Raw genomic sequence first — 21,590 nt, forward strand, 5'->3', positions numbered from 1 at the left:
ACCACGGTCACCGCGGTCGTCACGGTTGAAGCCACCCGACGGACGGTCGTCACGACGGAAACCACCCGACGGACGGTCATCGCGGCGGCCGAAGCCACCCGACGGACGGTCGTCACGGCGGAAACCACCACGCTCGCCACCACGGTCACCGCGGTCGTCACGGCGGAAGCCGCCACGGTCACCGCGGTCGCCACCGCGGTTGTCCCGGCGCTCGTAGTTGCCGCGGTCGTCGCGCTGGGCGCGGTTCTCCTCGCGGCGCTCCTGCGCGGCGATCTCGGCGGCGGCAGCCGCGGCGGCGGCCGCGACCTCGGCCTCGGCGGCCTCGGCCACCTCGGCGACGGCGGCCTCCGGGTCCTCGCCCCGCTCACGCGCGGAACGGGCGACCAGGCGGTCGGCCTCCTCGCGCAGTTCGGCGGCGCGGCGCGTCATGCGCTCCAGCTGCTTGGTGAGCTCGGCGACCTCGCGCTCGGCCTGCTTGGCGGCGTTGTTCGCGGAGTCGGCCTGGACCTCGGTCAGCGAACGGGCACCGGTGATCTCGGCGACCTCCGGCTCGAAGGCGCCGGCGCCCTGGACGATGTGGCGCGAGGCGTCGACGCCCGCATCCTCCATCAGGCGGAAGATCTGGCGGCGCTGGTGCGGCAGCGCGAGGGAGACGACGACACCGGACTTGCCGGCACGGGCGGTACGGCCCGAGCGGTGCAGGTAGTCCTTGTGGTCACCGGCCGGGTCCACGTTCAGGACCAGGTCGATGCCGTCGACGTGGATGCCTCGGGCGGCGACGTCGGTGGCGACGAGCGCGTTGACGTAGCCGTCCTTGAAGTCCGCGAGGACGCGGGTACGGGCGCCCTGCGTCATACCGCCGTGCAGCGCGTCGGCCTTCACGCCGGCCTCGACGAGCTGCTCGGCGATGCGGTCGGCGCCCAGCTGGGTGCGGACGAAGATGATGGTGCGGCCCTTGCGGGCGGCGATGGCGGCCGTGACCGGCGCCTTGTCCTTCGGCTTCACGACGAGCACGTGGTGCGTCATGGTCGTGACGTTGCCCTGGGCGCTGTCGACCTCGTGCGTGACGGGGCTGGACAGGTAGCGCTTGACCAGGGTGCCGATCTCGTTCTCCATGGTGGCGGAGAAGAGCATGCGCTGGCCGCCCTCGGGGATCTGGTCGAGCAGCTCGGTGACCTCGGGCAGGAAGCCCAGGTCGGCCATCTGGTCGGCCTCGTCGAGGACCGCGACCCGGACGTTCTCCAGGGAGCAGGCACCGCGGTTGATGATGTCGCGCAGTCGGCCCGGGGTGGCGACGAGGATGTCGACACCGCGCTCCAGAGCGTAGATCTGGTTGCTCATGGAGGTACCGCCGCAGACGACCTTCATCTTCAGGCCGAGGACGTCGCCGTACGGCTGCAGGGCGTCCGCGACCTGCATCGCGAGCTCACGGGTCGGCGTGAGGATGATCGCGCGGGGCTTCTTCTTCTCGGTGTGGCCGCCGGCCAGCGTGGCCAGGGTCGGCAGACCGAAGGAGAGCGTCTTGCCGGAGCCGGTGCGGCCGCGGCCGAGGATGTCCTTGCCGGCCAGGGCGTCCGGGATGGTCGCGGCCTGGATCGGGAAGGGGGTGGTGACGCCGTTCTGGGCGAGCTTGCGCACGATGCCCTCGGGCAGACCCAGGTCACCGAAGGTGATCGTGGGCTCGGCGTCGGCATCGGCGTCGAAGTCGTCGGAGGAGTCCTCGAAGGACCCACCGCTCACGTCCGCCTCGAGAGCCTCGATGATTCCCTCGGCCTCTGCGGCCTCGATGGCCTCGGTGACCACAAGGGCTTCGGTGTCGATGATCTCGTTGGAGTCGTTCTCGGGCATGACGGAACGGTCAGAACTGGAAATGGACATGCGAAATGCGAAACCTTCCGGAGTCTCGGCACGCGCCCAAACTCCGTGAATCGCAAATCGACCGCCTCAATGCGGTCAGCCACGGCTAGGGAGAGTACGCGCCACACGGCGCTCTTCGGATTCGGCGCCGGGCAATGGGATCAAACGATCTATAACCATACGCACCCTCCCCCAGGTCTGGCAAGTCGCTCCGGTGGAGTCACCCCTGACCTGCACAAACACCTCGGATCGGGAGGGTGCCGCCACGCCTCCGGAAGCCGTCACCCGCCGCGGACGCCCCTAGGCCTGGGGTGCGGGCTGGGTGCTGGGCTCCGGCTGCGGGCTCGACGGACTCGGCGTGGGTTCCGTCACAGGGATCGTCGGAAGCGGCGGCTCCGGGCTCGGGCTCGCCGGCTGCTGGCCGCCACCCGTCCCGCCCGGACCACCGGAACCCGCACCGCCGGAACCCCCGGAACCGCCCGCCGGCGGCTGCTGCGGGCCCTGCCCGCCGGCGCCGCCGCCCGGTCCCGCCGACGGTACGGCCGCGCCCGGCGCCCCGCTCGGCGCACCCGGGCCGGGGGTGGCCCCGGTCGCACCGGAGGCCTTGCCGTCCTCCTTGTGCTTGCCGCCCTGGCCCTCCGTACCGTCCTTCGCGCCGTGCCCGTTGCCGCGGATCCCGGAACCCCGCCCTGAGGCGGCCCCGGTACCCGCCTCGGAGCCGGCGCGCCGCTCCGCCGCGGCGGAGGGCCCCGGCTTCGCGGCGTCCTCACCGACGCTCATGCAGCCGGCCGTCGCCGCGACCGCGAGCGCGGTGACGGCCAGTCTGAGGGAAGCGGACAACTGGCGCACGGGGCACCTCCGGAGCCTGGGGACGAGAGGCCCGCAGGAGCGGGTCGTCGTGCCCAACTCCCTTTGCACCGTGAGGGACACGCCCTCAGGCGAACAGTTGTCGCGCCACCTGCGAGCCGAGGTGCACCGCACCCAGCCCGACCAGCACCGACACCACGGCGTTCGCCGCCGCCAGGAAACCCCAGCCGCGCTCGGCCAGCCGCAGCGTCTCGTACGAGAAGGTCGAGTACGTGCTCAGCGCCCCGCACAGCCCGGGCCCCAGCAGCAGCACCACCCACGAGGAGGCGGCCCCGGCCATTGCCGCGCCGGTCAGCACCCCCAGCACCAGGCAGCCGACCGCGTTCACCACAAAGGTCCCCCACGGGAAGACGGAGTCGTGCCGCTGCTGCACCGCACGGTCCGTCAGGTAGCGCAGCGGGGCGCCCACGACCGCGCCCGCCACCACGAGCAGCCAGTTCACCGGGCCACCGGGCCCCGCACGGCGAACCGGGTCACCGAGGCCGCCGCCCACACCGCGCCCAGCGCAGCGACCACCGTGAGCCCCGCATAGGCCAGCGCGGACCGCGCCTCCCCCTCGTCCAGCAGCCGCGAGAAGTCCATCGCGTAGGTGGAGAAAGTGGTGAAGCCGCCGAGCACGCCGACCCCGGCGAAGGGGCGCAGCAGCGGGTGCGGCGCCGTCCGCCCGCCCTCGCTGATCAGCACCATCAGCACGCCGATCAGCGCGCACCCGGAGGCGTTGATCCACAGGGTCGCCCACGGGAAGGCGCCGGGCGCGGCCGGCCAGAGCAGGGAGATCCCGTAACGGGCCGAGGCCCCCAGGGCACCGCCGACGGCCACCGCCGCGAGCACCCGGCCCTGCGGCTCGGCCCGCTGCGCGGGCACGTGCAGGTCGACGTCCGGGTCGATCGCCTCGGCGGCGCCGGGGGCGGGCCGGGAGCCTCTCCGGCTCACCCGTACCCCAGCGCGTGCAGTCGTTCGTCGTCGATCCCGAAGTGGTGGGCGATCTCGTGCACCACGGTGACCTCCGTCTCCGCGACCACGCTCTCCCGGTCCTCGCACATCCGCAACGTGGGATTGCGGTAGATGGTGATCCGGTCCGGCAGCACCCCGGCGTACCACTCGCCGCGGTCCGTCAGCGGGGTCCCCTCGTAGAGCCCCAGCAGCTCCGGGTCGTCGGCGGGCGGCTCGTCCTCGACGAACACCGCCACGTTGTCCATCAGCCGCGTCAGCTCCGGCGGGATCCGGTCCAGGGCCTCTGCGACGAGCTCCTCGAACTCCTCGCGCGTCATCTCCAGCACCGGGCCATTGTCCCTCCGGGGGAAACCGTTTTGGCGATAGCTCCCCGGATCCCATATGCTTCTCACGTCCCCGACGCGCTGAAGAAGTGCCCGGTGGGTCTTTAGCCCTCATCGTCTAGTGGCCCAGGACGCCGCCCTTTCAAGGCGGTAGCACGGGTTCGAATCCCGTTGGGGGTACGCATTACCGTGTGCAAGACTTTGTCTCGCACACCGCAAGGTCCTGTGGAGCAGTTGGTTAGCTCGCCACCCTGTCAAGGTGGAGGTCGCGGGTTCAAGTCCCGTCAGGATCGCTGAGGCCGGAAACGGTCTCGTGGCTGGGTAGCTCAGTTGGTACGAGCGATCGCCTGAAAAGCGATAGGTCGCCGGTTCGACCCCGGCCCCAGCCACCATCGGAAGGCCCCGTCCATCGGACGGGGCCTTCCTGCGTCACCCGGTCTCGCGCGTGGCGCCGGAGCGACGGCGCCACTGCACCAGGCCGAAGACCGCCGCGCCCACGGCGACCAGGCCGAGCAGCGCCCCGTCCGGGACGGCCCCGGCCAGCGACCTCACCCGCTGCTCCACCGCGAACGAGTCGTCCACGTCCAGCAGCCCCGGCAGTGCGCTCGCCCCGTCGTAGACGAGGAACAGCACGCCCAGGGTGATGAAGAACAGCCCGGACAGCAGCGACGTGCTGTGCACCTCGAAGCGGCCCGCGCGCAGGGCCCGGCCGCGCAGCCAGCGCCGCCGGCCCAGCTCGAACCGCTCCCACAGCAGGGCCATCACGAAGAGCGGCACGGCCATCCCCAGCGCGTAGACGGCGAGCAGCAGGCCGCCGTAGACCGGGCTGCCGCTGACCGCCGCGACCGTCAGGACGCTGCCCAGGATCGGGCCGGCGCAGAAGCCGGCCAGCCCGTAGACCGCGCCGAGGGCGTACACGGACAGGGCGGTGGTCGGCCGGATCCTCCCGGACAGCTCCGAGATCCGCTTCGAGGCGAAGCCCAGGCCGAGGATCTGCGCGGCGCCGAGCGCGATGATCAGCCAGCCGCCGGCCAGGACCAGCTGGTCGCGGTTGCTGTGGAAGAACCGGCCGGCCAACGAGCCGGCCGCCCCCAGCGGTACGAGGGTGCTCGCGAGGCCCGCGTAGAAGATGCCGGTACGTGCCAGCAGGCGCGAGGTGGAGTCGATCGAGTACGCGAAGAAGGCCGGCAGGAGCAGGGCGCTGCAAGGGCTGAGCAGCGCGAGGAGGCCGCCCAGCAGGGCGGCCAGGTATCCGATGTCGGTCACTGCTTCGCCGCCGCCAGGGCCTGCTCGATGGCGGCGGTGAAGGCGCCGAGCGGCTGGGCGCCGGCGATGGGCCTGCCGCCCACGAGGAAGGACGGGGTGGAGGTGACGCCGATGCGGTAGCCCTCCTCCTGGTCCTTCTTCAGGGCCGCGGTGGCCTCCTCGCCGGCCATGTCGGCCTTGAAGCGCTCGATGTCGGGGACCCCGGCCTCGCGGGCCAGCTCCAGCAGCCTCGGCTCGGCGAAGCCCTTCTCCTTGGAGCCGTCGGCGTACGCGGCCGCGTGGAAGGCGGCGAACCGGTCCTGCCGGCCCGCGGCCCAGGCGGCCCGCGCGGCGGCCTCCGATTCGGCTCCGAAGATCGGGAAGTTGCGCCACTCGATGCGCAGGGTGCCGTTGTCGACGTACTTCTTCACCAGCTCGGGCTCGGTGTCCCGGGCGAACTTGCCGCAGTAGCCGCACTTGAAGTCGGAGTACTCGATGAGCACGACGGGCGCGTCCGGGCGGCCGAGGGCGAGCTTGTCGCCGGGCTCCCGCCGGGCCAGGGCCTTGAGCGCGGCGGAGGTGTCGGAACGGGGCGCGGCCGCGGGCGCGGAGCCGGCGGAGGCCTTCTCGGCGGGGGCGGTGGCCTGCCAGGAGACGAGGCCGAGGGTGACGGCGGCGAGGGCGACCCCCGCGGAGATCAGCAGGGGCTTGGCCGAGGAGGTGCCGGCTTTGGTCTTGGAGGAGGACATACGGGTGCTCCGGTTCTGCGGGAGAGGTCGGTACGGGCCGGGCCGGGCGGTCTCCGGGGCGGCGGGCGGGGACACGAGGTCCTGCGGGCCGGGGAAGGACAGCTCGGGCGGACACCCCTAGACCCGCATCACCGACAGCTCCACCGGGCCGGGGGCGGGCCGGTCGGGGCCGCGGACGGGTGCCGGTACGGGCAGGCCCGCGTACGGCCGGGCGGCCGGCGGCACCGGGCGGCCCGGCGGGACCTGGGCGTGGTCGCCCCCGGCCCGGGCCGGGACGGCGGGCGTCCCGCCGTGGTCGGGGGCCGCCGGGGCGCAGGAGGGTCCGCCGCCTCGGACGGCGACGGCGACGGCGGCGCGGGGTGCGCCGGGTGCCTCGGGCGGGCCCTGCACGGCCCGCAGCGGGGCCCGGCCGGTGGTCCCGCCCGCACCGGCACGGACGCCCGGGGCGGCACCGGGAGCCCGGGCGGGGTCGAGGGCCGGGGCGGTCTCCGTACCGGGGGCACCGGTCGCGGGATGCCCGGCCGCGGTCATGAGCGCTCCAGGCGTACCCGAGCCGGCCCGGCCGGCATCCGGCAGGACCGTTTTGGCAGCGGCGGGGACCGTCCCGCCCAGCAGGACCGCCAGGACCGCCACCAGCACCGCGAGCACGGTGCGGCCGACGGGGCGGGGGCGGGACAAGGTGGGCTGCCTCTCACTCGTACGGCCGAGGGACTCGTCCCGAAATGGTACGGGTCCACCCGACAAATGCGTTCGCCACCCGGAGGGCCCAGGTGAGATCCTCGATCAGGTATGTCTACTTCCTTCGCCGCCCTGCAGACGCTTCTCGGTGAGATCTCCCTCCGTGACGCGCACCGCCTCGGCCGCCGCCTCGAAGGCGCCCGCCGCATCCGCAAGCCCGAGGCCAAGCAGGCCGTGCTCGACGAGATCGCCACGGAGGCCGCGAAGGCCGCCGAGCGACTGGCCGGCCGTGCCTCGCGGATGCCGGAGGTCACGTATCCCGAGAACCTGCCCGTCAGCCAGAAGAAGGACGAGATCGCCGAGGCGATACGCGACCACCAGGTCGTGATCGTCGCTGGTGAGACCGGCTCCGGCAAGACCACGCAGATCCCCAAGATCTGCATGGAGCTGGGCCGGGGCGTCCGGGGCATGATCGGGCACACCCAGCCCCGCCGGATCGCCGCCCGCACGGTCGCGGAACGCATCGCCGAGGAGCTGAGGTCCGAGATCGGCCAGACCGTCGGCTGGAAGGTCCGGTTCACCGACCAGGTGGACCAGGACGCGACCTTCGTGAAGCTGATGACGGACGGCATCCTGCTCGCCGAGATCCAGACGGACCGCGAGCTGCGCGCCTACGACACGATCATCATCGACGAGGCCCACGAGCGCTCGCTGAACATCGACTTCCTGCTCGGTTACCTGGCGACGCTGCTGCCCAAGCGGCCCGACCTGAAGGTCGTCATCACCTCGGCGACGATCGACCCGGAGCGCTTCTCCCGCCACTTCGGCGACGCCCCGATCGTCGAGGTCAGCGGGCGGACGTACCCGGTGGAGGTCCGCTACCGGCCGCTGCTCGAAGAGGACTCCGAGGACTCCGACCGCGACCAGATCACCGCGATCTGCGACGCCGTGGACGAGCTCCAGGCCGAGGGCTCCGGCGACATCCTGGTCTTCCTCTCCGGCGAGCGCGAGATCCGCGACACCGCGGACGCGCTGATCAAGAAGAAGCTCCGGTTCACCGAGGTCCTGCCGCTCTACGCCCGGCTCTCGCACGCCGAGCAGCACCGGGTCTTCCAGCCGCACACCGGGCGCCGGATCGTGCTCGCGACCAACGTCGCCGAGACCTCCCTGACGGTGCCGGGCATCAAGTACGTGATCGACCCGGGCAACGCCCGGATCTCCCGCTACAGCCACCGCACCAAGGTGCAGCGCCTGCCGATCGAGCGGATCTCCCAGGCCAGCGCCAACCAGCGCAAGGGCCGCTGCGGCCGTACCAGCGACGGCATCTGCATCCGGCTGTACTCCGAGGCCGACTTCGACGCCCGGCCCGAGTTCACCGACGCCGAGATCCTGCGCACGAACCTGGCCTCCGTCATCCTCCAGATGACCGCCGCCGGCCTCGGCGAGATCGAGAAGTTCCCCTTCATCGACCCGCCGGACCACCGCAACATCCGCGACGGCGTCCAGCTCCTGCAGGAACTCGGGGCGCTGGAGACGGCCGAGAAGTCCTCCCCGGAGGGGAAGAAGGGGCAGCGCCTGACGCCGATGGGCCGCAAGCTGTCCCAGCTGCCCGTCGACCCGCGGCTGGCCCGCATGGTCATCGAGGCCGACAAGAACAACTGCGTCCGCGAGGTCATGGTCATCGCGGCGGCCCTGTCCATCCAGGACCCGCGCGAGCGGCCCTCGGACAAGCAGACCCAGGCCGACCAGCACCATGCCCGCTTCAAGGACGAGACCAGCGACTTCCTGTCGTTCCTGAACATGTGGCGCTACGTCCGGGAGCAGCAGAAGGAGCGCGGCTCCTCCTCCTTCCGCCGGATGTGCAGGCAGGAGTACCTGAACTTCCTGCGGATCCGTGAGTGGCAGGACATCTACTCGCAGCTGCGCACGGTCGCCAAGAGCATGGGCATCCACGTCAACGAGGCGGACGCCCCCGAGCAGGTCGTGCACGTCTCGCTGCTGGCCGGTCTGCTCTCGCACATCGGTCTCAAGGACACCGACAAGAACGAGTACCTGGGCGCCCGGTCGGCCAAGTTCGCGATCTTCCCGGGCTCGTCGCTGTTCAAGAAGCAGCCGAAGTTCGTGATGTCGGCCGAGCTGGTGGAGACCTCGCGGCTGTGGGCCCGGGTCAACGCCAAGGTCGAGCCCGAGTGGGTGGAGCCGCTGGCGCAGCACCTGATCAAGCGGACCTACAGCGAGCCGCACTGGGAGAAGGACCAGGCCGCGGTGATGGCGTACGAGAAGGTGACGCTGTACGGCGTGCCGATCGTCGCCCAGCGGAAGATCAACTACGGCCGGATCGATCCCGAGGTCTCGCGCGAACTGTTCATCCGCAACGCGCTGGTCGAGGGCGACTGGCGCACCCACCACAAGTTCTACGCCGACAACCGCAAGCTCCTCACCGAGGTGGAGGAGCTGGAGAACCGGGCCCGGCGCCGCGACATCGTGGTGGACGACGAGACCCTCTTCGACTTCTACGACCAGCGGATCCCCGAGCACGTCGTCTCCGGCGCGCACTTCGACTCCTGGTGGAAGCACAAGAAGCGGGACGAGCCCGAACTGCTCGACTTCGAGCGGGAGATGCTGCTCACGGAGAAGGCGGCCGGGGTCACCAAGGCCGACTATCCGGACTCCTGGCGGCAGGGGCAGCTGAAGTTCCGGGTGACCTACCAGTTCGAGCCGGGCGCGGACGCGGACGGCGTGACCGTCCACATCCCGCTCCAGGTGCTCAACCAGGTCACCGACGAGGGCTTCGACTGGCAGATCCCGGGCCTGCGCGAGGAGGTCGTCACCGAGCTGATCCGCTCGCTGCCCAAGCCGATCCGCCGCCACTACGTGCCCGCGCCGAACTACGCGGGCCGGTTCCTGGACACGGCCGTGCCGTTGCAGGAGCCGCTGCCGGTGACGCTGGCACGCGAGCTCCAGCGCATGGTCGGGGTGCCGGTGTCGGCCGAGGACTTCGACCTCACCCGCATCCCGGACCACCTGAAGATCACTTTCCGGATCGTCGACGAGCGGCGCCGCAAGATCGCCGAGGACAAGGACCTGGAGGCCCTGCGGCTCAGGCTGAAGCCCAAGGCCCGCCAGGCCCTCTCCAAGGCCGCCGCGGCCACCGCCGAGCGGGCGGGCGGGGAGTCGGTGGAGCGGACCGGGCTGACCGACTGGACGATCGGCACACTGACCAAGGTGTTCGAGACCCGCCGCGCCGGCCAGCCGGTGAAGGCGTACCCGGCGCTGGTGGACGAGGGCACGAGCGTCTCCGTACGGCTCTTCGACACCGAGGCGGAGCAGCAGCGGGCGATGTGGCTGGGCACCCGCCGGCTCATCCTGCTGAACATCCCGGTGAACCCGGCGAAGTTCGCCTCGGACCACCTCACCAACCAGCAGAAGCTCGCGCTCTCCAGGAATCCGCACGGCTCCGTCCAGGCCCTGTTCGACGACTGCGCGACCGCGGCGGCCGACAAGCTCATCGCCGACCACGGCGGCCCCGCGTGGGACGAGGCGGGCTTCCGGAAGCTCTACGAGGCCGTCCGCGCCGACCTGGTGGACACCACCGTGCGGGCCGTGAACCAGACCCAGCAGGTGCTGGCCGCCTGGCAGGCCTGTGAGCGGCGCCTGAAGGGCACCTCCAGCCTCGCCCTGGTCGCGAACATCCAGGACGTCAGGACGCAGCTGGCGGCCCTGATGCCGGCCGGTTTCGTGACGCTCACCGGGCTGCGCAGGCTGCCGGACCTGATGCGCTACCTGGTGGCGGCGGACCGGCGGCTCCAGCAGATGCCCACGGGCGTCCAGCGCGACACGACACGCATGGAAAAAATCCACGAGATGCAGGACGAGTACGCCTGGCTGCTGGAGCAGTTGCCGAAGGGACGGCCGGTCCCGGCGACCGTGACCGACATCCGCTGGATGATCGAGGAACTGCGCGTCAGCTACTTCGCGCACGCCCTCGGCACGGCCTACCCGATCTCCGACAAGCGGATCGTGAAGGCAGTGGATGCCGCGGCCCCCTGATCGGTTCGACCGCACCCCCTGAGCTGCTGTACAGTCTGTTTCGCAGCCGCCTCCGAGCGGCCGCGAAATCAAGGTCCTGTGGAGCAGTTGGTTAGCTCGCCACCCTGTCAAGGTGGAGGTCGCGGGTTCAAGTCCCGTCAGGATCGCAACAACGTCAGGGCCCGTATCCCCCAGGGGATGCGGGCCCTGACGCGTTGGCGGGTGCCATCGCCCGGGCCGGGTTGGGAAGGCCGGCCGGCGGCCCTGCGTCCGGCCCCGCGTCCGTTCCTGCGTCCGGCCCCGCGCTCTTTCCTCGGCCGCACGCGCCCGTGGATCGTCCTTCCGGCGGAAGATCCCCCGTTCGCATGATGCTCATCGCGACGGACTTCCCCATTACGGGGTGCATTGACGGATATACAAGAGTGATCATCTGTGACGGGTGTCACCGCATGAGTTTTTCGGACTCACACTTTTATCGCATCCATACGCCCGCTCGATTTAATATGTGCAATGGTACCTACCCTGCCAGGCATCCCGGCGGGCCTTCGGCACTCCCCTGACCTGGGCATAAAAAGATCGCGCTGGACCCGGCGGAGTCCAGCGCGATCGAACGACCCGAGAACCTGTTGGGGCAGGCCGGGTCGTATGAAGCAATGTGGGTTTTCATCGGATTGGGGGACCCGACAGCGACCCGTTTAAAGCGGGGTGTTTACGCGACCTCAGGCCTCGCTGCGCTGCTGCGGAATTCCCGCCAGCAGTGCGCGGACCTCGGCCTCGCGGTACCGGCGGTGTCCACCCAGGGTGCGGATGGACGTGAGCTTGCCAGCCTTGGCCCAGCGGGTGACCGTCTTCGGGTCCACGCGGAACATCGTGGCAACCTCAGCCGGGGTCAGCAGCGGCTCGGCATCAGGGGTGCGAGCGGTCATGAGCGGCCTCCTCGGGAGAACCGAACCATCTCGGTTCTTTCCTCTAAATTCTGCACCTTGGCCCGCGTTGCCCGAAATGGACATACGCGGGCCGAGTCGGTTATAGGACGAACGGCTTGTCCTCGGCACTACAACTACACCATCCGTCCAGCCGCGACGGCCAAACCGACGGAATTGCCCTCCGAGGTGTTCATCAGCGGCGGAAGCCCGATGGACCGTCCCATAACGGACAGTCACCCCACTGTGACGATCAGTCACAGAGCGATCAGGAGTCGTTCAGACCCCCCGTAGAGTGCAATGCCGAGCATTCCGCCCTTAGTTGGGCGGAAGGAACCCTCCCCGGACTCCTTGTCCTATTTTGGCACGAGGGTAGGGGAAGGGCGCAAGGGTGTGGTTAGTGCGGTCCGTCACGCTTGGGCCAATGGCCCGTATCGGGACGTAGGTCCTGGCACTACGCCCCAAATGCCACAGTCAGGCCTCTGATCAGCCAGTTTTGACCGAACGACCGATACGCGGCGGTACGTACGGACCTCTGAAAGGTGAAACCGGCCACACCGGCGATTTTCGGCCTAATTCGCAAAGAGCCGCTCGCGGACCGCCCGCCACCGCTCCGCGAGCCCCCCGTACGCCGCCGCCGCACCCTCGGCGTCCCCCGCCCGCAGAGCATCGATTCCCGCCGCGAGATCCCCCGCCGAGCGGTCGGCCGCCAGCCGGTCCGCCGGCAGGGCGTGCACGAGCCCGCCGTAGTCCAGCTCGACCATCGACCGCGGATGGAACTCCTCCAGCCAGCTCCCCACCTCGACCAGCCCCTCGGCGAGCATCCCGTACCCCTCCGCGGCGCGCAGCGTCCGCAGGGCCCGGGCGAGGCGCCGGCGCGCCTGCACCATCGGAGTCCGGTACCGCAGCCGCTCCCCCCGCACGTACTCCCGCTCCTCGTCCGCCACCAGCACGAACCAGCGCAGCGGGATCTGCCACACCCCCGTACGGATCCAGGGGCGCGCGTCCGGGTTCAGCTCGCGCCAGCGCTCGTACTCCTCGGCCGCCCGCCGGCGCGCCACCGGCGGCAGCGCCGCGTCCAGCACCGGGAGCGGGAACTGGTCGACCAGCTCCTCCAGTGCCAGCCAGCCACGCAGCCGGGTGCGCCACGGGCAGACCAGCAGCACCCCGTCGACCTCCGCCGTGAACGCGTCGGCGCTCTCGTGGGCCGGCACCCCCACCAGGGGAACCCGCACCAATTCCGCCAGCGACCGGCGCAGTTCGTCCTGGGCGGTCGGGGCCGGCCCGCGCCGGGCGTAGGCGGCCCAGTGGGTGCGCTCCGGCTCCGCGAAAGCGGCCAGGGGCTCGTAGACGCGCAGGTAGGAGGCGTACGGGACGGCGGGCGCCGAGCGCGCCGAGGGCAGCAGGGGTTCGGGGGATTCGGTCACCCTCTCGTACTCCCCTCTTCGGCGGTCCGGTTCACCTCCGGCCCGCGGGCGGAAGGGCCCGGACCGCCTCCCGTACTCCAGGAGTGTTTCGATCCCCGGACAGGTGGCCCCCATCCGGCCCACAGGTCTTACTCTGCTCCCAGCACGTCCCCCCCCACCCGCAGGGGGGCGTCTTCCCGCCGCATCTCTTCCATGGGAGTCACCACCGTGACCGAAATGACCGACGGCGTCCTGCACACCCTGTTCCGCACGGAGCAGGGCGGCCACGAGCAAGTCGTGCTGTGCCAGGACCGAGCCACCGGCCTGAAAGCCGTCATCGCGATCCACTCCACCGCCCTGGGCCCCGCCCTCGGTGGTACGCGTTTCCACGCCTACGCCTCGGACGAGGAGGCCGTGCGCGACGCGCTCAACCTCTCGCGCGGCATGTCCTACAAGAACGCCATGGCCGGTCTCGGCCTCGGCGGCGGCAAGGCCGTGATCATCGGTGACCCCGACGTCATCAAGACCGAGGAACTCCTGGAGGCCTACGGCCGTTTCGTGGAGTCCCTCGGCGGCCGCTACGTGACCGCCTGCGACGTCGGCACCTTCGTCGCCGACATGGACGTCGTCGCCCGTGAGACCCGCTGGGCCACCGGCCGCTCCCCCGAGAACGGCGGCGCCGGCGACTCCTCGGTGCTCACCGCCTACGGCGTCTTCCAGGGCATGCGCGCCAGCGCGCAGCACCTGTGGGGCGACCCGACCCTGCGCGGCCGCAAGGTCGGAGTCGCGGGCGTCGGCAAGGTCGGCCACTACCTGGTGGAGCACCTGCTGGAGGACGGTGCCGAGGTCGTGATCACCGACGTCCGCCAGGAGTCGGTGCAGCGCATCCTCGACAAGCACCCGGGCAAGGTCACCGCGGTCGCCGACACGGACGCGCTGATCCGTGTCGAGGGCCTCGACATCTACGCCCCGTGCGCACTCGGCGGCGCCCTGAACGACGAGACGGTCCCGGCCCTCACCGCCACGATCGTGTGCGGCGCGGCCAACAACCAGCTCGCCCACGCGGGCATCGAGAAGGACCTCGCGGACCGCGGCATCCTCTACGCCCCGGACTACGTGGTCAACGCGGGCGGTGTCATCCAGGTCGCCGACGAGCTGCACGGCTTCGACTTCGACCGGTGCAAGGTGCAGGCCACGAAGATCTTCGACACCACGCTGGAAATCTTCGCTCGTGCGAAGGCGGACGGCATCCCGCCGGCCGCCGCCGCCGACCGGATCGCCGAGCAGCGGATGGCCGACGGCCGCCGGACCCTCCCGGTGACGGCCTCCTAGAGGGCCCTTCGCGAGGCCCGCCGGGGTGCGGCGAGACGGAACTCACTGCACTTCGGCGGGTCGCCCGCCAGGAAAGGGTTAAAATCGCAGCTGACCAGCGAGGACGGGGCGCCTTGTTGGTTCTGCACCGGGGCGCGTCATGCGGGCGGCGTACCGTATGGCCGCGGAAGCAGGTACCGTTAAACCCCTACGGACGGTCTCTCCACGGAGAGCCCGCTCCGAACCATGAACGCGTGTCAGACTCTGGGGCCGTCGAGCCCCGTCACCGAGGGGGTCGAGCCATGGGGCGCGGCCGGGCAAAGGCCAAGCAGACGAAGGTCGCCCGCCAGCTGAAGTACAGCAGCGGCGGGACTGACTTGTCGCGTCTGGCCAACGAGCTGGGCGCATCGACCGCAGAACCGCTGTCTGTCAGCGAGCCGGTCGAGGTGGACGACGACGAGCTGGACGAGGACGACCCGTACGCTCGGTACGCGGACCTCTACAACAGCGATGACGACGACGAGGACGAGGAGTCCGGTCCGTCGGCACAGCGTCGCGGCGCTTGACGCCCTGAGGCGTCTGCACGACACACCAAAGACTGAAACCCGGTCCAGGGCTTAGCCCCGGGCCGGGTTTCAGTGCTGCTCAGCTCGCGTAGGAACCGGTGAGGGTCGCGCCCTCGGTGCGGTCGCCGCGGTCCAGGATCTCGCCCGCGACCCAGGCGTCCACGCCCCGGTCGGCCAGCGCGGTCAGGGCCACGTCCACCGACTCCTGCGGGACCACGGCCATCATGCCGACGCCCATGTTCAGGGTCTTCTCCAGCTCCAGCTGCTCCACCTGTCCGGCCTTGCCGACCAGGTCGAAGATCGCACCGGGCGTCCAGGTCGCACGGTCGACGGTGGCGTGCAGGTGGTCCGGGATCACCCGGGCCAGGTTGGCCGCGAGGCCGCCGCCGGTGATGTGCGAGTACGCGTGCACCTCGGCCGTCCGGGTGAGGGCCATGCAGTCCAGCGAGTAGATCTTGGTGGGCTCCAGCAGCTCCTCGCCGAGGGTCCGGCCGAGCTCCTCCACATGGGCGTCGAGGGACATCCCGGCGCGGTCGAAGAGGACGTGGCGGACCAGCGAGTACCCGTTCGAGTGAAGGCCGGACGATGCCATCGCGATGACGGCGTCCCCCGTACGGATGCGATCCGCGCCGAGCAGGCGGTCGTACTCGACGACGCCCGTGCCGGCGCCCGCCACGTCGAAGTCGTCCGGGCCCAGCAGGCCGGGGTGCTCGGCGGTCTCGCCGCCCACCAGGGCGCAGCCGGCGAGGACACAGCCCTCGGCGATGCCCTTGACGATGGCGGCGACACGCTCGGGGTGCACCTTGCCGACGCAGATGTAGTCGGTCATGAAGAGCGGCTCGGCGCCGCAGACGACGATGTCGTCCATGACCATCGCGACCAGGTCGTGGCCGATGGTGTCGTACACGCCCATCTGGCGGGCGATGTCCACCTTGGTGCCGACCCCGTCGGTGGCCGAGGCCAGCAGCGGGCGCTCGTATCGCTTGAGGGCGGAGGCGTCGAAGAGGCCGGCGAAACCGCCGAGGCCGCCGAGGACCTCGGGGCGCTGCGTCTTCTTCACCCACTCCTTCATCAGCTCGACGGCGCGGTCTCCCGCTTCGATGTCGACGCCCGCGGCTGCGTAGCTGGCACCGGTGGTCTTCTCTGTCATGACAGGAGAGAGCTTTCGTGTCGTTACTGCGGTTGGTGCGGGGCCCTGGGAAAAGCCTGAAAGACAGGGCCCCGCGCAGGTCGAGCCGGGGACTCTACGGGCGACGGAGGGCGTCGGCGGCGTCCGCGCCGCCGGCCAGCTCGGTCTCCAGGAGCTGCTTGCCGAGGAGCTGCGGGTCGGGGAGCTCCATCGGGTACTCGCCGTCGAAGCAGGCACGGCAGAGGTTCGGCTTCTGGATCGTCGTCGCCTCGATCATCGAGTCGAGCGAGATGTAGGAGAGGGAGTCCGCACCCAGCGACGTGGCGATCTCGTCGACCGTCATGCCGTTGGCGATCAGCTCGGCCCGGGTGGCGAAGTCGATGCCGAAGAAGCACGGCCACTTCACCGGCGGCGAGGAGATCCGGATGTGGACCTCGGCCGCACCGGCCTCGCGGAGCATCTTGACCAGGGCGCGCTGGGTGTTGCCGCGGACGATCGAGTCGTCCACGACCACCAGGCGCTTGCCCCGGATGACTTCCTTGAGGGGGTTGAGCTTCAGGCGGATGCCGAGCTGGCGGATCGTCTGCGAGGGCTGGATGAAGGTCCGGCCGACGTAGGCGTTCTTGACCAGGCCCGATCCGTACGGAATCCCGCTGGCCTCGGCGTATCCGACCGCGGCGGGCGTGCCGGATTCCGGCGTCGCTATCACCAGGTCGGCCTCGACCGGGGCTTCCTTGGCCAGGCGCCGGCCCATCTCGACACGCGAGAGGTAGACGTTCCGGCCGGCGATGTCGGTGTCCGGGCGCGCCAGGTAGACGTACTCGAAGACACAGCCCTTGGGCTTCGCTTCCGCGAATCGGGAGGTGCGCAGACCGTTCTCGTCGATGGCGACGAGTTCACCCGGCTCGACCTCGCGGACGAAGCTGGCGCCGCAGATGTCGAGGGCGGCGGTCTCGCTCGCCACCACCCAGCCGCGCTCCAGGCGGCCGAGGACCAGCGGGCGGATGCCCTGCGGGTCACGGGCGGTGTAGAGGGTCCCCTCGTCCATGAACACCAGCGAGAAGGCGCCCTTGACCTTCGGGAGCACCACGCGGGCGGACTCCTCGATGGTCAGCGGCTTGCCGTCCGCGTCCACCTGGCCGGCCAGCAGGGCCGTGACCAGGTCGGTGTCATTGGTGGCGGCCACCTGGGTGGCACGGCCGTCCTGACGGGGGAGGTCGGCGACCATCTCGGCGAGCTCGGCGGTGTTCACCAGGTTGCCGTTGTGTCCCAGGGCCAGGGAGCCGTGGGCGGTCGCGCGGAAAGTGGGCTGCGCGTTCTCCCAGACGGACGCGCCGGTGGTCGAATAGCGGGCGTGACCGACCGCGATATGACCTTGGAGCGAACCGAGGGAGGTTTCGTCGAAGACCTGGGAAACGAGGCCCATGTCCTTGAAGACGAGGATCTGGGAACCGTTGCTCACAGCGATTCCCGCGGACTCTTGTCCACGGTGCTGCAGCGCATACAGTCCGAAGTAGGTGAGCTTGGCGACCTCTTCACCCGGAGCCCAGACACCGAAGACGCCGCAAGCGTCCTGGGGGCCCTTTTCGCCGGGGAGCAGGTCGTGGTTGAGTCGTCCATCACCACGAGGCACGCTCCCGAGTGTAGGCGAGATCGACCACTGGTCCGAATTGGGGACGGCCGGGAAATGTCACAGCACAGAGGGTGACGAGACGCCTCCGCCTCGGCATTCGGATCACCTTGTCGACTTCTACGAAGGCATTCGCCCGGACCGACGGTCCATGGAGCCTCTCGGTGACCGCACCGTCACCCTCGCCGGGCGCCGGAACAGGGACCCGGTCCGTGCCGCGAGGGCCGTTCGCCGCCGCCGCGCGCAGCCACAACTCTTCCTCGCCCTTTCCCTTTTCCGCTCAGGCCCGCCCGGCTCCGCCGTGTCCGCGAGCCGCCTCGCCCCACACCCGGAGCATCCCGGAGCCGGCCGCCGGGCCGGCCCCTGGAGCTCCTGTGTCTTCGTACGAGAACCAGCTGTGCGGGCGTGCCTTCCCGGGCCGCTATTCGGCGTCGGACGGGGCCTCCGCGATCAGGCCCTTGCCGTCCGCGGCGGTGAGGGTCAGCAGGCGGCCCTCGATCCGGGAGAGGAGCGGACCGCTCGCGAACAGCTCGGTCAGCTTCGCCTCGACCTCGCCCGCCGGGCCGTCGCACGCCATCCGCGTGGTGGTGAGCGGCCCGAAGGTGAGCCGGTCGCCGTCGCGGGTGACCTGGGCGCTGAACCGGTTGCAGCCGAGGGTCCCGCTCACGGACAGGTCGGCGGCAATGGTGAACCGCGCTGTGCCGGCGGCCCCGGCGGGCAGCGAGGACACCGATCCGCCGCTGATCAGGGACTGCACGGTCCACTCGACCGCGGTGAGCGGCGCGTCCGGGACCACCGGCTCCGAGGTCATGGCGATGGTGCTCCCGTCGGCGGTCTTCAGGGTGAGCCGGTCGGGCCCCCGGTCGATGGTCAGCCGCCCGGTGAACAGCTTGGCGAAGGCCGTCTCGAACTCCATGTCCGCGCAGGCCATGGCGGTCGCTCCGGCCGGGGCCACGGTCACCGCGGAGGTATCGGCGAAGGAGACGGCGGCGCTGAAGCCGTTGCAGCCGTAGTTGCCCCTGACCTCCTTCTCGCCGAAGTCGAGGCGGGCCGCCTCGGGGGCGTGCAGGGTGCGGCCGCCCGTGGTCAGGGACTCGACGGCCCAGCGGCCGACGGGGTCGGGGAGGACCGCGCCCGCGCCGTGCTCCTCGGCCCGGCCGCAGCCGGCCGCGGCCAGCGCGAGGACGAGGGCCAGCCCCGCGGGGAGGGTGACGTGCCGGAGGATTCGCATGCCCCTGGGACGGACGGGATCTCCGGTCGGTTCCACCACGGCGGCGCCCCCGCTCAGCCCATCAGCGGGAGCAGCGCCGACAGGTCGGCCCGCTCGCCGCCGGCCCGCACCCGCGCCGCGTCGAGCTCCTCGGCCCATGTCGTACGGCCGGTCGCGAGCCGGATCCAGGTCAGCGGATCGGTCTCCACGACGTTCGGCGGGGTGCCGCGGGTGTGGCGCGGGCCCTCGATGCACTGGACCACCGCGAAGGGCGGGATCCGTACCTCGACCGAGCCGCCCGGGGCCTTCAGGGCCAGGCAGTCGGCGAGCAGCCGCGTACAGGCGGCCAGGGCCTGCCGCTCGACCGGGATGTCCAGCCCGGCGGCCCGGTTGAGGTCGTCGGTGTGGACCACCAGCTCCACGGTCCGGGTGACCAGGAAGTCGGCCAGGGTCATGTCCCCGACCCACAGCTGGAGGACGCGCCCGCCAGGATTCGCCGCAAGCGCCGCGGCCATGGCCTCGGCGGCCCGTTCGTACAGCTCGGGCAGCGGGGCGCCGTTCAGGGTCTCCCGGACCGCCTCGGAGATCTTGCCGGCCAGGGAAGCGGTGGCGAAGGGCCATTCGACGGCCGTCAGCTCGGGGACTGCCGCCGGCGGCCGGGCCAGGCCGGCCGCCAGCGAGTCCGCGATCCACGCGATGTGTGCGGCGAGGTCGGCGACGCTCCAGTCCCCGAGCCCGCTGGGACGCTCCAGCTGCTCGGGGCCCAACTCCCGTACGGCTCGTCCGACATGACCGAACTGTGCGATCACGGCCGCTCTGATCCTGGCGTCGTCGTACCTGCGGGTCTTGGGTGCCATGCCCGGAGTCTGCCCGATCAGTCGCCGCCACCGCAGCCGCCGCCGCAGCTGCTGCCGCAACTGCTGGAGCAACTGCTGGATCCGCAGCCGCCGGAGGAGCCGCAGGAACCGCCCGAGCCGCTCGACCGCTGCGCCGCGCGCTGCTTGCGCTGCTCCTCCTCGGCCCGCCTCCTGAGGGTGTGCGAGGTACCGGCGGCCCGCCAGGACGACCGGAGGCCGTGCCGGCGGAAGGGCAGCAGAGGCACCGCGCGGACGGCGTCGGTGATCTTGCTGTCGTCACGGTAGACGGCGTACCGGAGGATCACCTCGGACCCCTCGCAGGGCACCCCGTACAGGAGCGCCTCGTAGGGCTCGGCGTGCCGGTCGATGTCATGGTGGCCGGCCCGCAGCCGGCTCTCCTCGCCCCCGAGCAGCATCTCGGCGGGGTGGCTGCGGTAGCCGTCCTCGAAGCGGTCGCGGAACGCGATCAGCGGCGGGGCGGTCGTGGTGTCGGCGTCGGCGACCAGCCAGACCGGTCCGATCCACTGCTCGCGGACGCCCACGCGGATCACCGGCTGGGGCCCGTCGTGCAGCCGCCGGGCGGCGCGCCACGCCGTGAGGCCGCGGCCGAGCAGCGGGACGCCCGGAGCGAGCAGCACCATGGCCAGGACCTGCTGGCCGATCGCGTCGTACGGGTGCTCCGGGCCTGCTCCGAGGTCCTGCGCGAGGCCCCACACCAGCAGCGCGGCGGCGGCCAGGCACAGCCCCGCCCCGGCGGCGAGGAGCGCCCGCCCGCGCCAGCGGTGGCCGTCCGGCAGGTGCTCGGGAAGCGCCGCACGGGCGTCCCCGGCAGCGCCGAGAAACAGCTCGCACTGGCGCCGGCGCGCACGGATCCGCAGTGCGGACCCGGCGAACGCCCAGGCGCACAGGACCAGCATCAGCGCGCCGCCGGCCCGGCCGGGGGCGTCGGCGGGATCGAGGGCGTACAGGTCCCGCACCGCGTCCGCGGCGATCACAGGCGTGGACAGCAGCGTGGCGGCCGGGAGGAACCGGTACCAGGCGGGGAGGGACAGCAGGAGGACGGCCGGGGCGTAGTCCGCCCACGCGGTGCCGTGTGTCGGTGCGCCCGGGTCGTTCCAGGCGACGAGGACGATCGCGAGGACCACCAGCGACACGAGGACCCAGCCGACGGTGATCGGGGCGAAGCCGGCCGGAACGCGTGCGTCGAGCCAGCGCTGGGCGTCCTTGACGTGCCAGTGAGGGGCGCCGCCGTCGGGTATCGCGGCGTCCGGCAGGTGCTTGACGATGCTCACGCGGTCAGTATGCGGAGCCGCCACAGGCGCGGATACGGCGGTCGTGCCACGGAATCGCAACGGCCGCTTGGGTGGTGACGGGGCCGGGCCCCGCACGGAGATTCCGTACGGGGCCCGGCAGTGCTCTCGCCGTTCCCGGCGTCTTTCGGCGTCGGTCAGGCCAGCAGGGCCGGGATCGTCGCCTCGTGGGCCTCGCGGAGCTCGGCCAGGGGCAGGCTGAACTCGCCCTGGATCTCGATCTCGTCGCCGTCCACCACGCCGATGCGGGCGACCGGCAGGCCGCGCGCGCCGCACATGTCGGTGAAGCGGAGCTCCTCGCTGCGCGGGACGGCCACGATGGCGCGGCCCGCGGACTCGGAGAAGAGGAACGTGAAGGCGTCCAGGCCCTCGGGGACCACGACGCGCGCGCCGTTGCCGCCCTTGAGGCAGGACTCGGTCAGCGCCTGGATGACACCGCCGTCGGACAGGTCGTGTGCGGCGTCGATCATGCCGTCGCGGGAGGCGGAGATCAGGATCTCGGCCAGCAGCTTCTCGCGGCCCAGGTCCACCTTGGGCGGCATGCCG

At 71.3% G+C, this 21,590-nt stretch carries 19 protein-coding genes and 4 tRNA genes; 7 read left to right on the forward strand and 16 right to left on the reverse strand.

The window, feature by feature from the left end; translation table 11 throughout:
* The 5 genes from AAT21_RS15460 to AAT21_RS15480 all read right to left on the reverse strand — a co-directional run.
* Positions 1–1,848 (reverse strand): DEAD/DEAH box helicase (locus tag AAT21_RS15460; protein WP_046778590.1); only part of this gene is annotated, 1,848 nt, incomplete at its 3' end.
* 309 nt (positions 1,849–2,157) lie between these two features.
* Positions 2,158–2,706: a hypothetical protein gene (locus AAT21_RS37555; RefSeq protein ID WP_052757831.1), complete on the reverse strand. Its 549-nt coding sequence runs from the start codon at positions 2,704–2,706 to the stop codon at positions 2,158–2,160.
* Positions 2,707–2,791: 85 nt separating this feature from the next.
* The gene (crcB, locus tag AAT21_RS15470) at positions 2,792–3,166 is read right to left on the reverse strand and encodes a fluoride efflux transporter CrcB (protein ID WP_046777503.1); all 375 of its coding nucleotides are present in this window, start codon (positions 3,164–3,166) and stop codon (positions 2,792–2,794) included.
* Positions 3,163–3,657 (reverse strand): FluC/FEX family fluoride channel, encoded by a 495-nt coding sequence (locus tag AAT21_RS15475; RefSeq protein ID WP_046777504.1) that lies wholly within the window; start codon positions 3,655–3,657, stop codon positions 3,163–3,165. Before AAT21_RS15475 ends, crcB begins: the two co-directional genes overlap by 4 nt.
* Complete coding sequence (locus AAT21_RS15480) at positions 3,654–4,004, reverse strand: metallopeptidase family protein (RefSeq protein WP_030012899.1); 351 nt, start codon at positions 4,002–4,004, stop codon at positions 3,654–3,656. The genes AAT21_RS15475 and AAT21_RS15480 overlap by 4 nt, the downstream gene beginning before the upstream one ends.
* 104 nt (positions 4,005–4,108) lie before the next feature.
* On the opposite strand from AAT21_RS15480, the gene AAT21_RS15485 reads away from it, so the two are divergent.
* From AAT21_RS15485 to AAT21_RS15495, 3 genes are all read left to right on the forward strand, one after another.
* Positions 4,109–4,181 (forward strand) — tRNA-Glu (locus tag AAT21_RS15485).
* Between the two features lie 39 nt (positions 4,182–4,220).
* A tRNA-Asp gene (locus tag AAT21_RS15490) sits at positions 4,221–4,294 on the forward strand.
* A gap of 22 nt (positions 4,295–4,316) precedes the next feature.
* Positions 4,317–4,393, forward strand: a tRNA-Phe gene (locus AAT21_RS15495).
* Positions 4,394–4,430: 37 nt separating this feature from the next.
* Here AAT21_RS15495 and AAT21_RS15500 read toward each other — a convergent pair.
* The 3 genes from AAT21_RS15500 to AAT21_RS15510 all read right to left on the reverse strand — a co-directional run bounded on the left by AAT21_RS15500 (position 4,431) and on the right by AAT21_RS15510 (position 6,673).
* Positions 4,431–5,267: a cytochrome c biogenesis CcdA family protein gene (locus tag AAT21_RS15500; protein WP_046777505.1), complete on the reverse strand. Its 837-nt coding sequence runs from the start codon at positions 5,265–5,267 to the stop codon at positions 4,431–4,433.
* Positions 5,264–5,995, reverse strand: coding sequence for a DsbA family protein (locus tag AAT21_RS15505; protein ID WP_046777506.1), 732 nt, complete (start codon positions 5,993–5,995; stop codon positions 5,264–5,266). The genes AAT21_RS15500 and AAT21_RS15505 overlap by 4 nt, the downstream gene beginning before the upstream one ends.
* A gap of 117 nt (positions 5,996–6,112) precedes the next feature.
* Positions 6,113–6,673 (reverse strand): hypothetical protein, encoded by a 561-nt coding sequence (locus AAT21_RS15510; protein WP_046777507.1) that lies wholly within the window; start codon positions 6,671–6,673, stop codon positions 6,113–6,115.
* 111 nt (positions 6,674–6,784) lie between these two features.
* Between AAT21_RS15510 and hrpA the strand changes: the two genes are divergently transcribed.
* Together hrpA and AAT21_RS15520 are read left to right on the forward strand one after the other, a co-directional pair.
* A complete protein-coding gene (gene hrpA, locus AAT21_RS15515; protein WP_046777508.1) occupies positions 6,785–10,723 on the forward strand; it encodes an ATP-dependent RNA helicase HrpA in 3,939 nt (1,312 codons plus the stop codon).
* Positions 10,724–10,795: 72 nt separating this feature from the next.
* A tRNA-Asp gene (locus AAT21_RS15520) sits at positions 10,796–10,869 on the forward strand.
* Positions 10,870–11,421: 552 nt separating this feature from the next.
* On the opposite strand, the gene bldC is transcribed toward AAT21_RS15520, so the two are convergent.
* Together bldC and AAT21_RS15530 are read right to left on the reverse strand one after the other, a co-directional pair.
* Complete coding sequence (bldC, locus tag AAT21_RS15525; protein ID WP_003949541.1) at positions 11,422–11,628, reverse strand: developmental transcriptional regulator BldC; 207 nt, start codon at positions 11,626–11,628, stop codon at positions 11,422–11,424.
* Positions 11,629–12,197: 569 nt separating this feature from the next.
* Entirely contained in the window at positions 12,198–13,052 is an 855-nt protein-coding gene (locus AAT21_RS15530) for a hypothetical protein (protein ID WP_200904405.1), read from the reverse strand.
* Between the two features lie 192 nt (positions 13,053–13,244).
* Between AAT21_RS15530 and AAT21_RS15535 the strand changes: the two genes are divergently transcribed.
* On the forward strand, positions 13,245–14,363 hold the full coding sequence (locus tag AAT21_RS15535) for a Leu/Phe/Val dehydrogenase (protein WP_079025728.1): 1,119 nt from the start codon (positions 13,245–13,247) through the stop codon (positions 14,361–14,363).
* 233 nt (positions 14,364–14,596) lie between these two features.
* Positions 14,597–14,908 (forward strand): DUF3073 family protein, encoded by a 312-nt coding sequence (locus tag AAT21_RS15540; RefSeq protein WP_235438892.1) that lies wholly within the window; start codon positions 14,597–14,599, stop codon positions 14,906–14,908.
* Between the two features lie 79 nt (positions 14,909–14,987).
* Here the strand turns inward: AAT21_RS15540 and purM are convergent, their stop codons facing one another.
* The 6 genes from purM to AAT21_RS15570 all read right to left on the reverse strand — a co-directional run.
* Complete coding sequence (gene purM, locus AAT21_RS15545) at positions 14,988–16,058, reverse strand: phosphoribosylformylglycinamidine cyclo-ligase (RefSeq protein WP_030957044.1); 1,071 nt, start codon at positions 16,056–16,058, stop codon at positions 14,988–14,990.
* 94 nt (positions 16,059–16,152) lie between these two features.
* Positions 16,153–17,670 (reverse strand): amidophosphoribosyltransferase, encoded by a 1,518-nt coding sequence (gene purF, locus AAT21_RS15550; RefSeq protein ID WP_046777511.1) that lies wholly within the window; start codon positions 17,668–17,670, stop codon positions 16,153–16,155.
* 418 nt (positions 17,671–18,088) lie between these two features.
* Entirely contained in the window at positions 18,089–18,898 is an 810-nt protein-coding gene (locus tag AAT21_RS15555) for an META domain-containing protein (protein ID WP_046777512.1), read from the reverse strand.
* 53 nt (positions 18,899–18,951) lie between these two features.
* Complete coding sequence (locus AAT21_RS15560) at positions 18,952–19,734, reverse strand: maleylpyruvate isomerase family mycothiol-dependent enzyme (RefSeq protein ID WP_046778371.1); 783 nt, start codon at positions 19,732–19,734, stop codon at positions 18,952–18,954.
* Positions 19,735–19,751: 17 nt separating this feature from the next.
* Positions 19,752–21,026 carry a hypothetical protein gene (locus AAT21_RS15565; protein ID WP_046777513.1) on the reverse strand — a complete coding sequence of 425 codons (1,275 nt, stop codon included), beginning with the start codon at positions 21,024–21,026 and terminating at the stop codon, positions 19,752–19,754.
* Positions 21,027–21,181: 155 nt separating this feature from the next.
* Positions 21,182–21,590: AIR synthase-related protein (locus tag AAT21_RS15570; protein ID WP_235438893.1), on the reverse strand; the 409-nt coding region annotated here is incomplete at its 5' end.

Source organism: Streptomyces yangpuensis (genome assembly GCF_001005295.1).
GTDB lineage: Bacteria > Actinomycetota > Actinomycetes > Streptomycetales > Streptomycetaceae > Streptomyces > Streptomyces yangpuensis.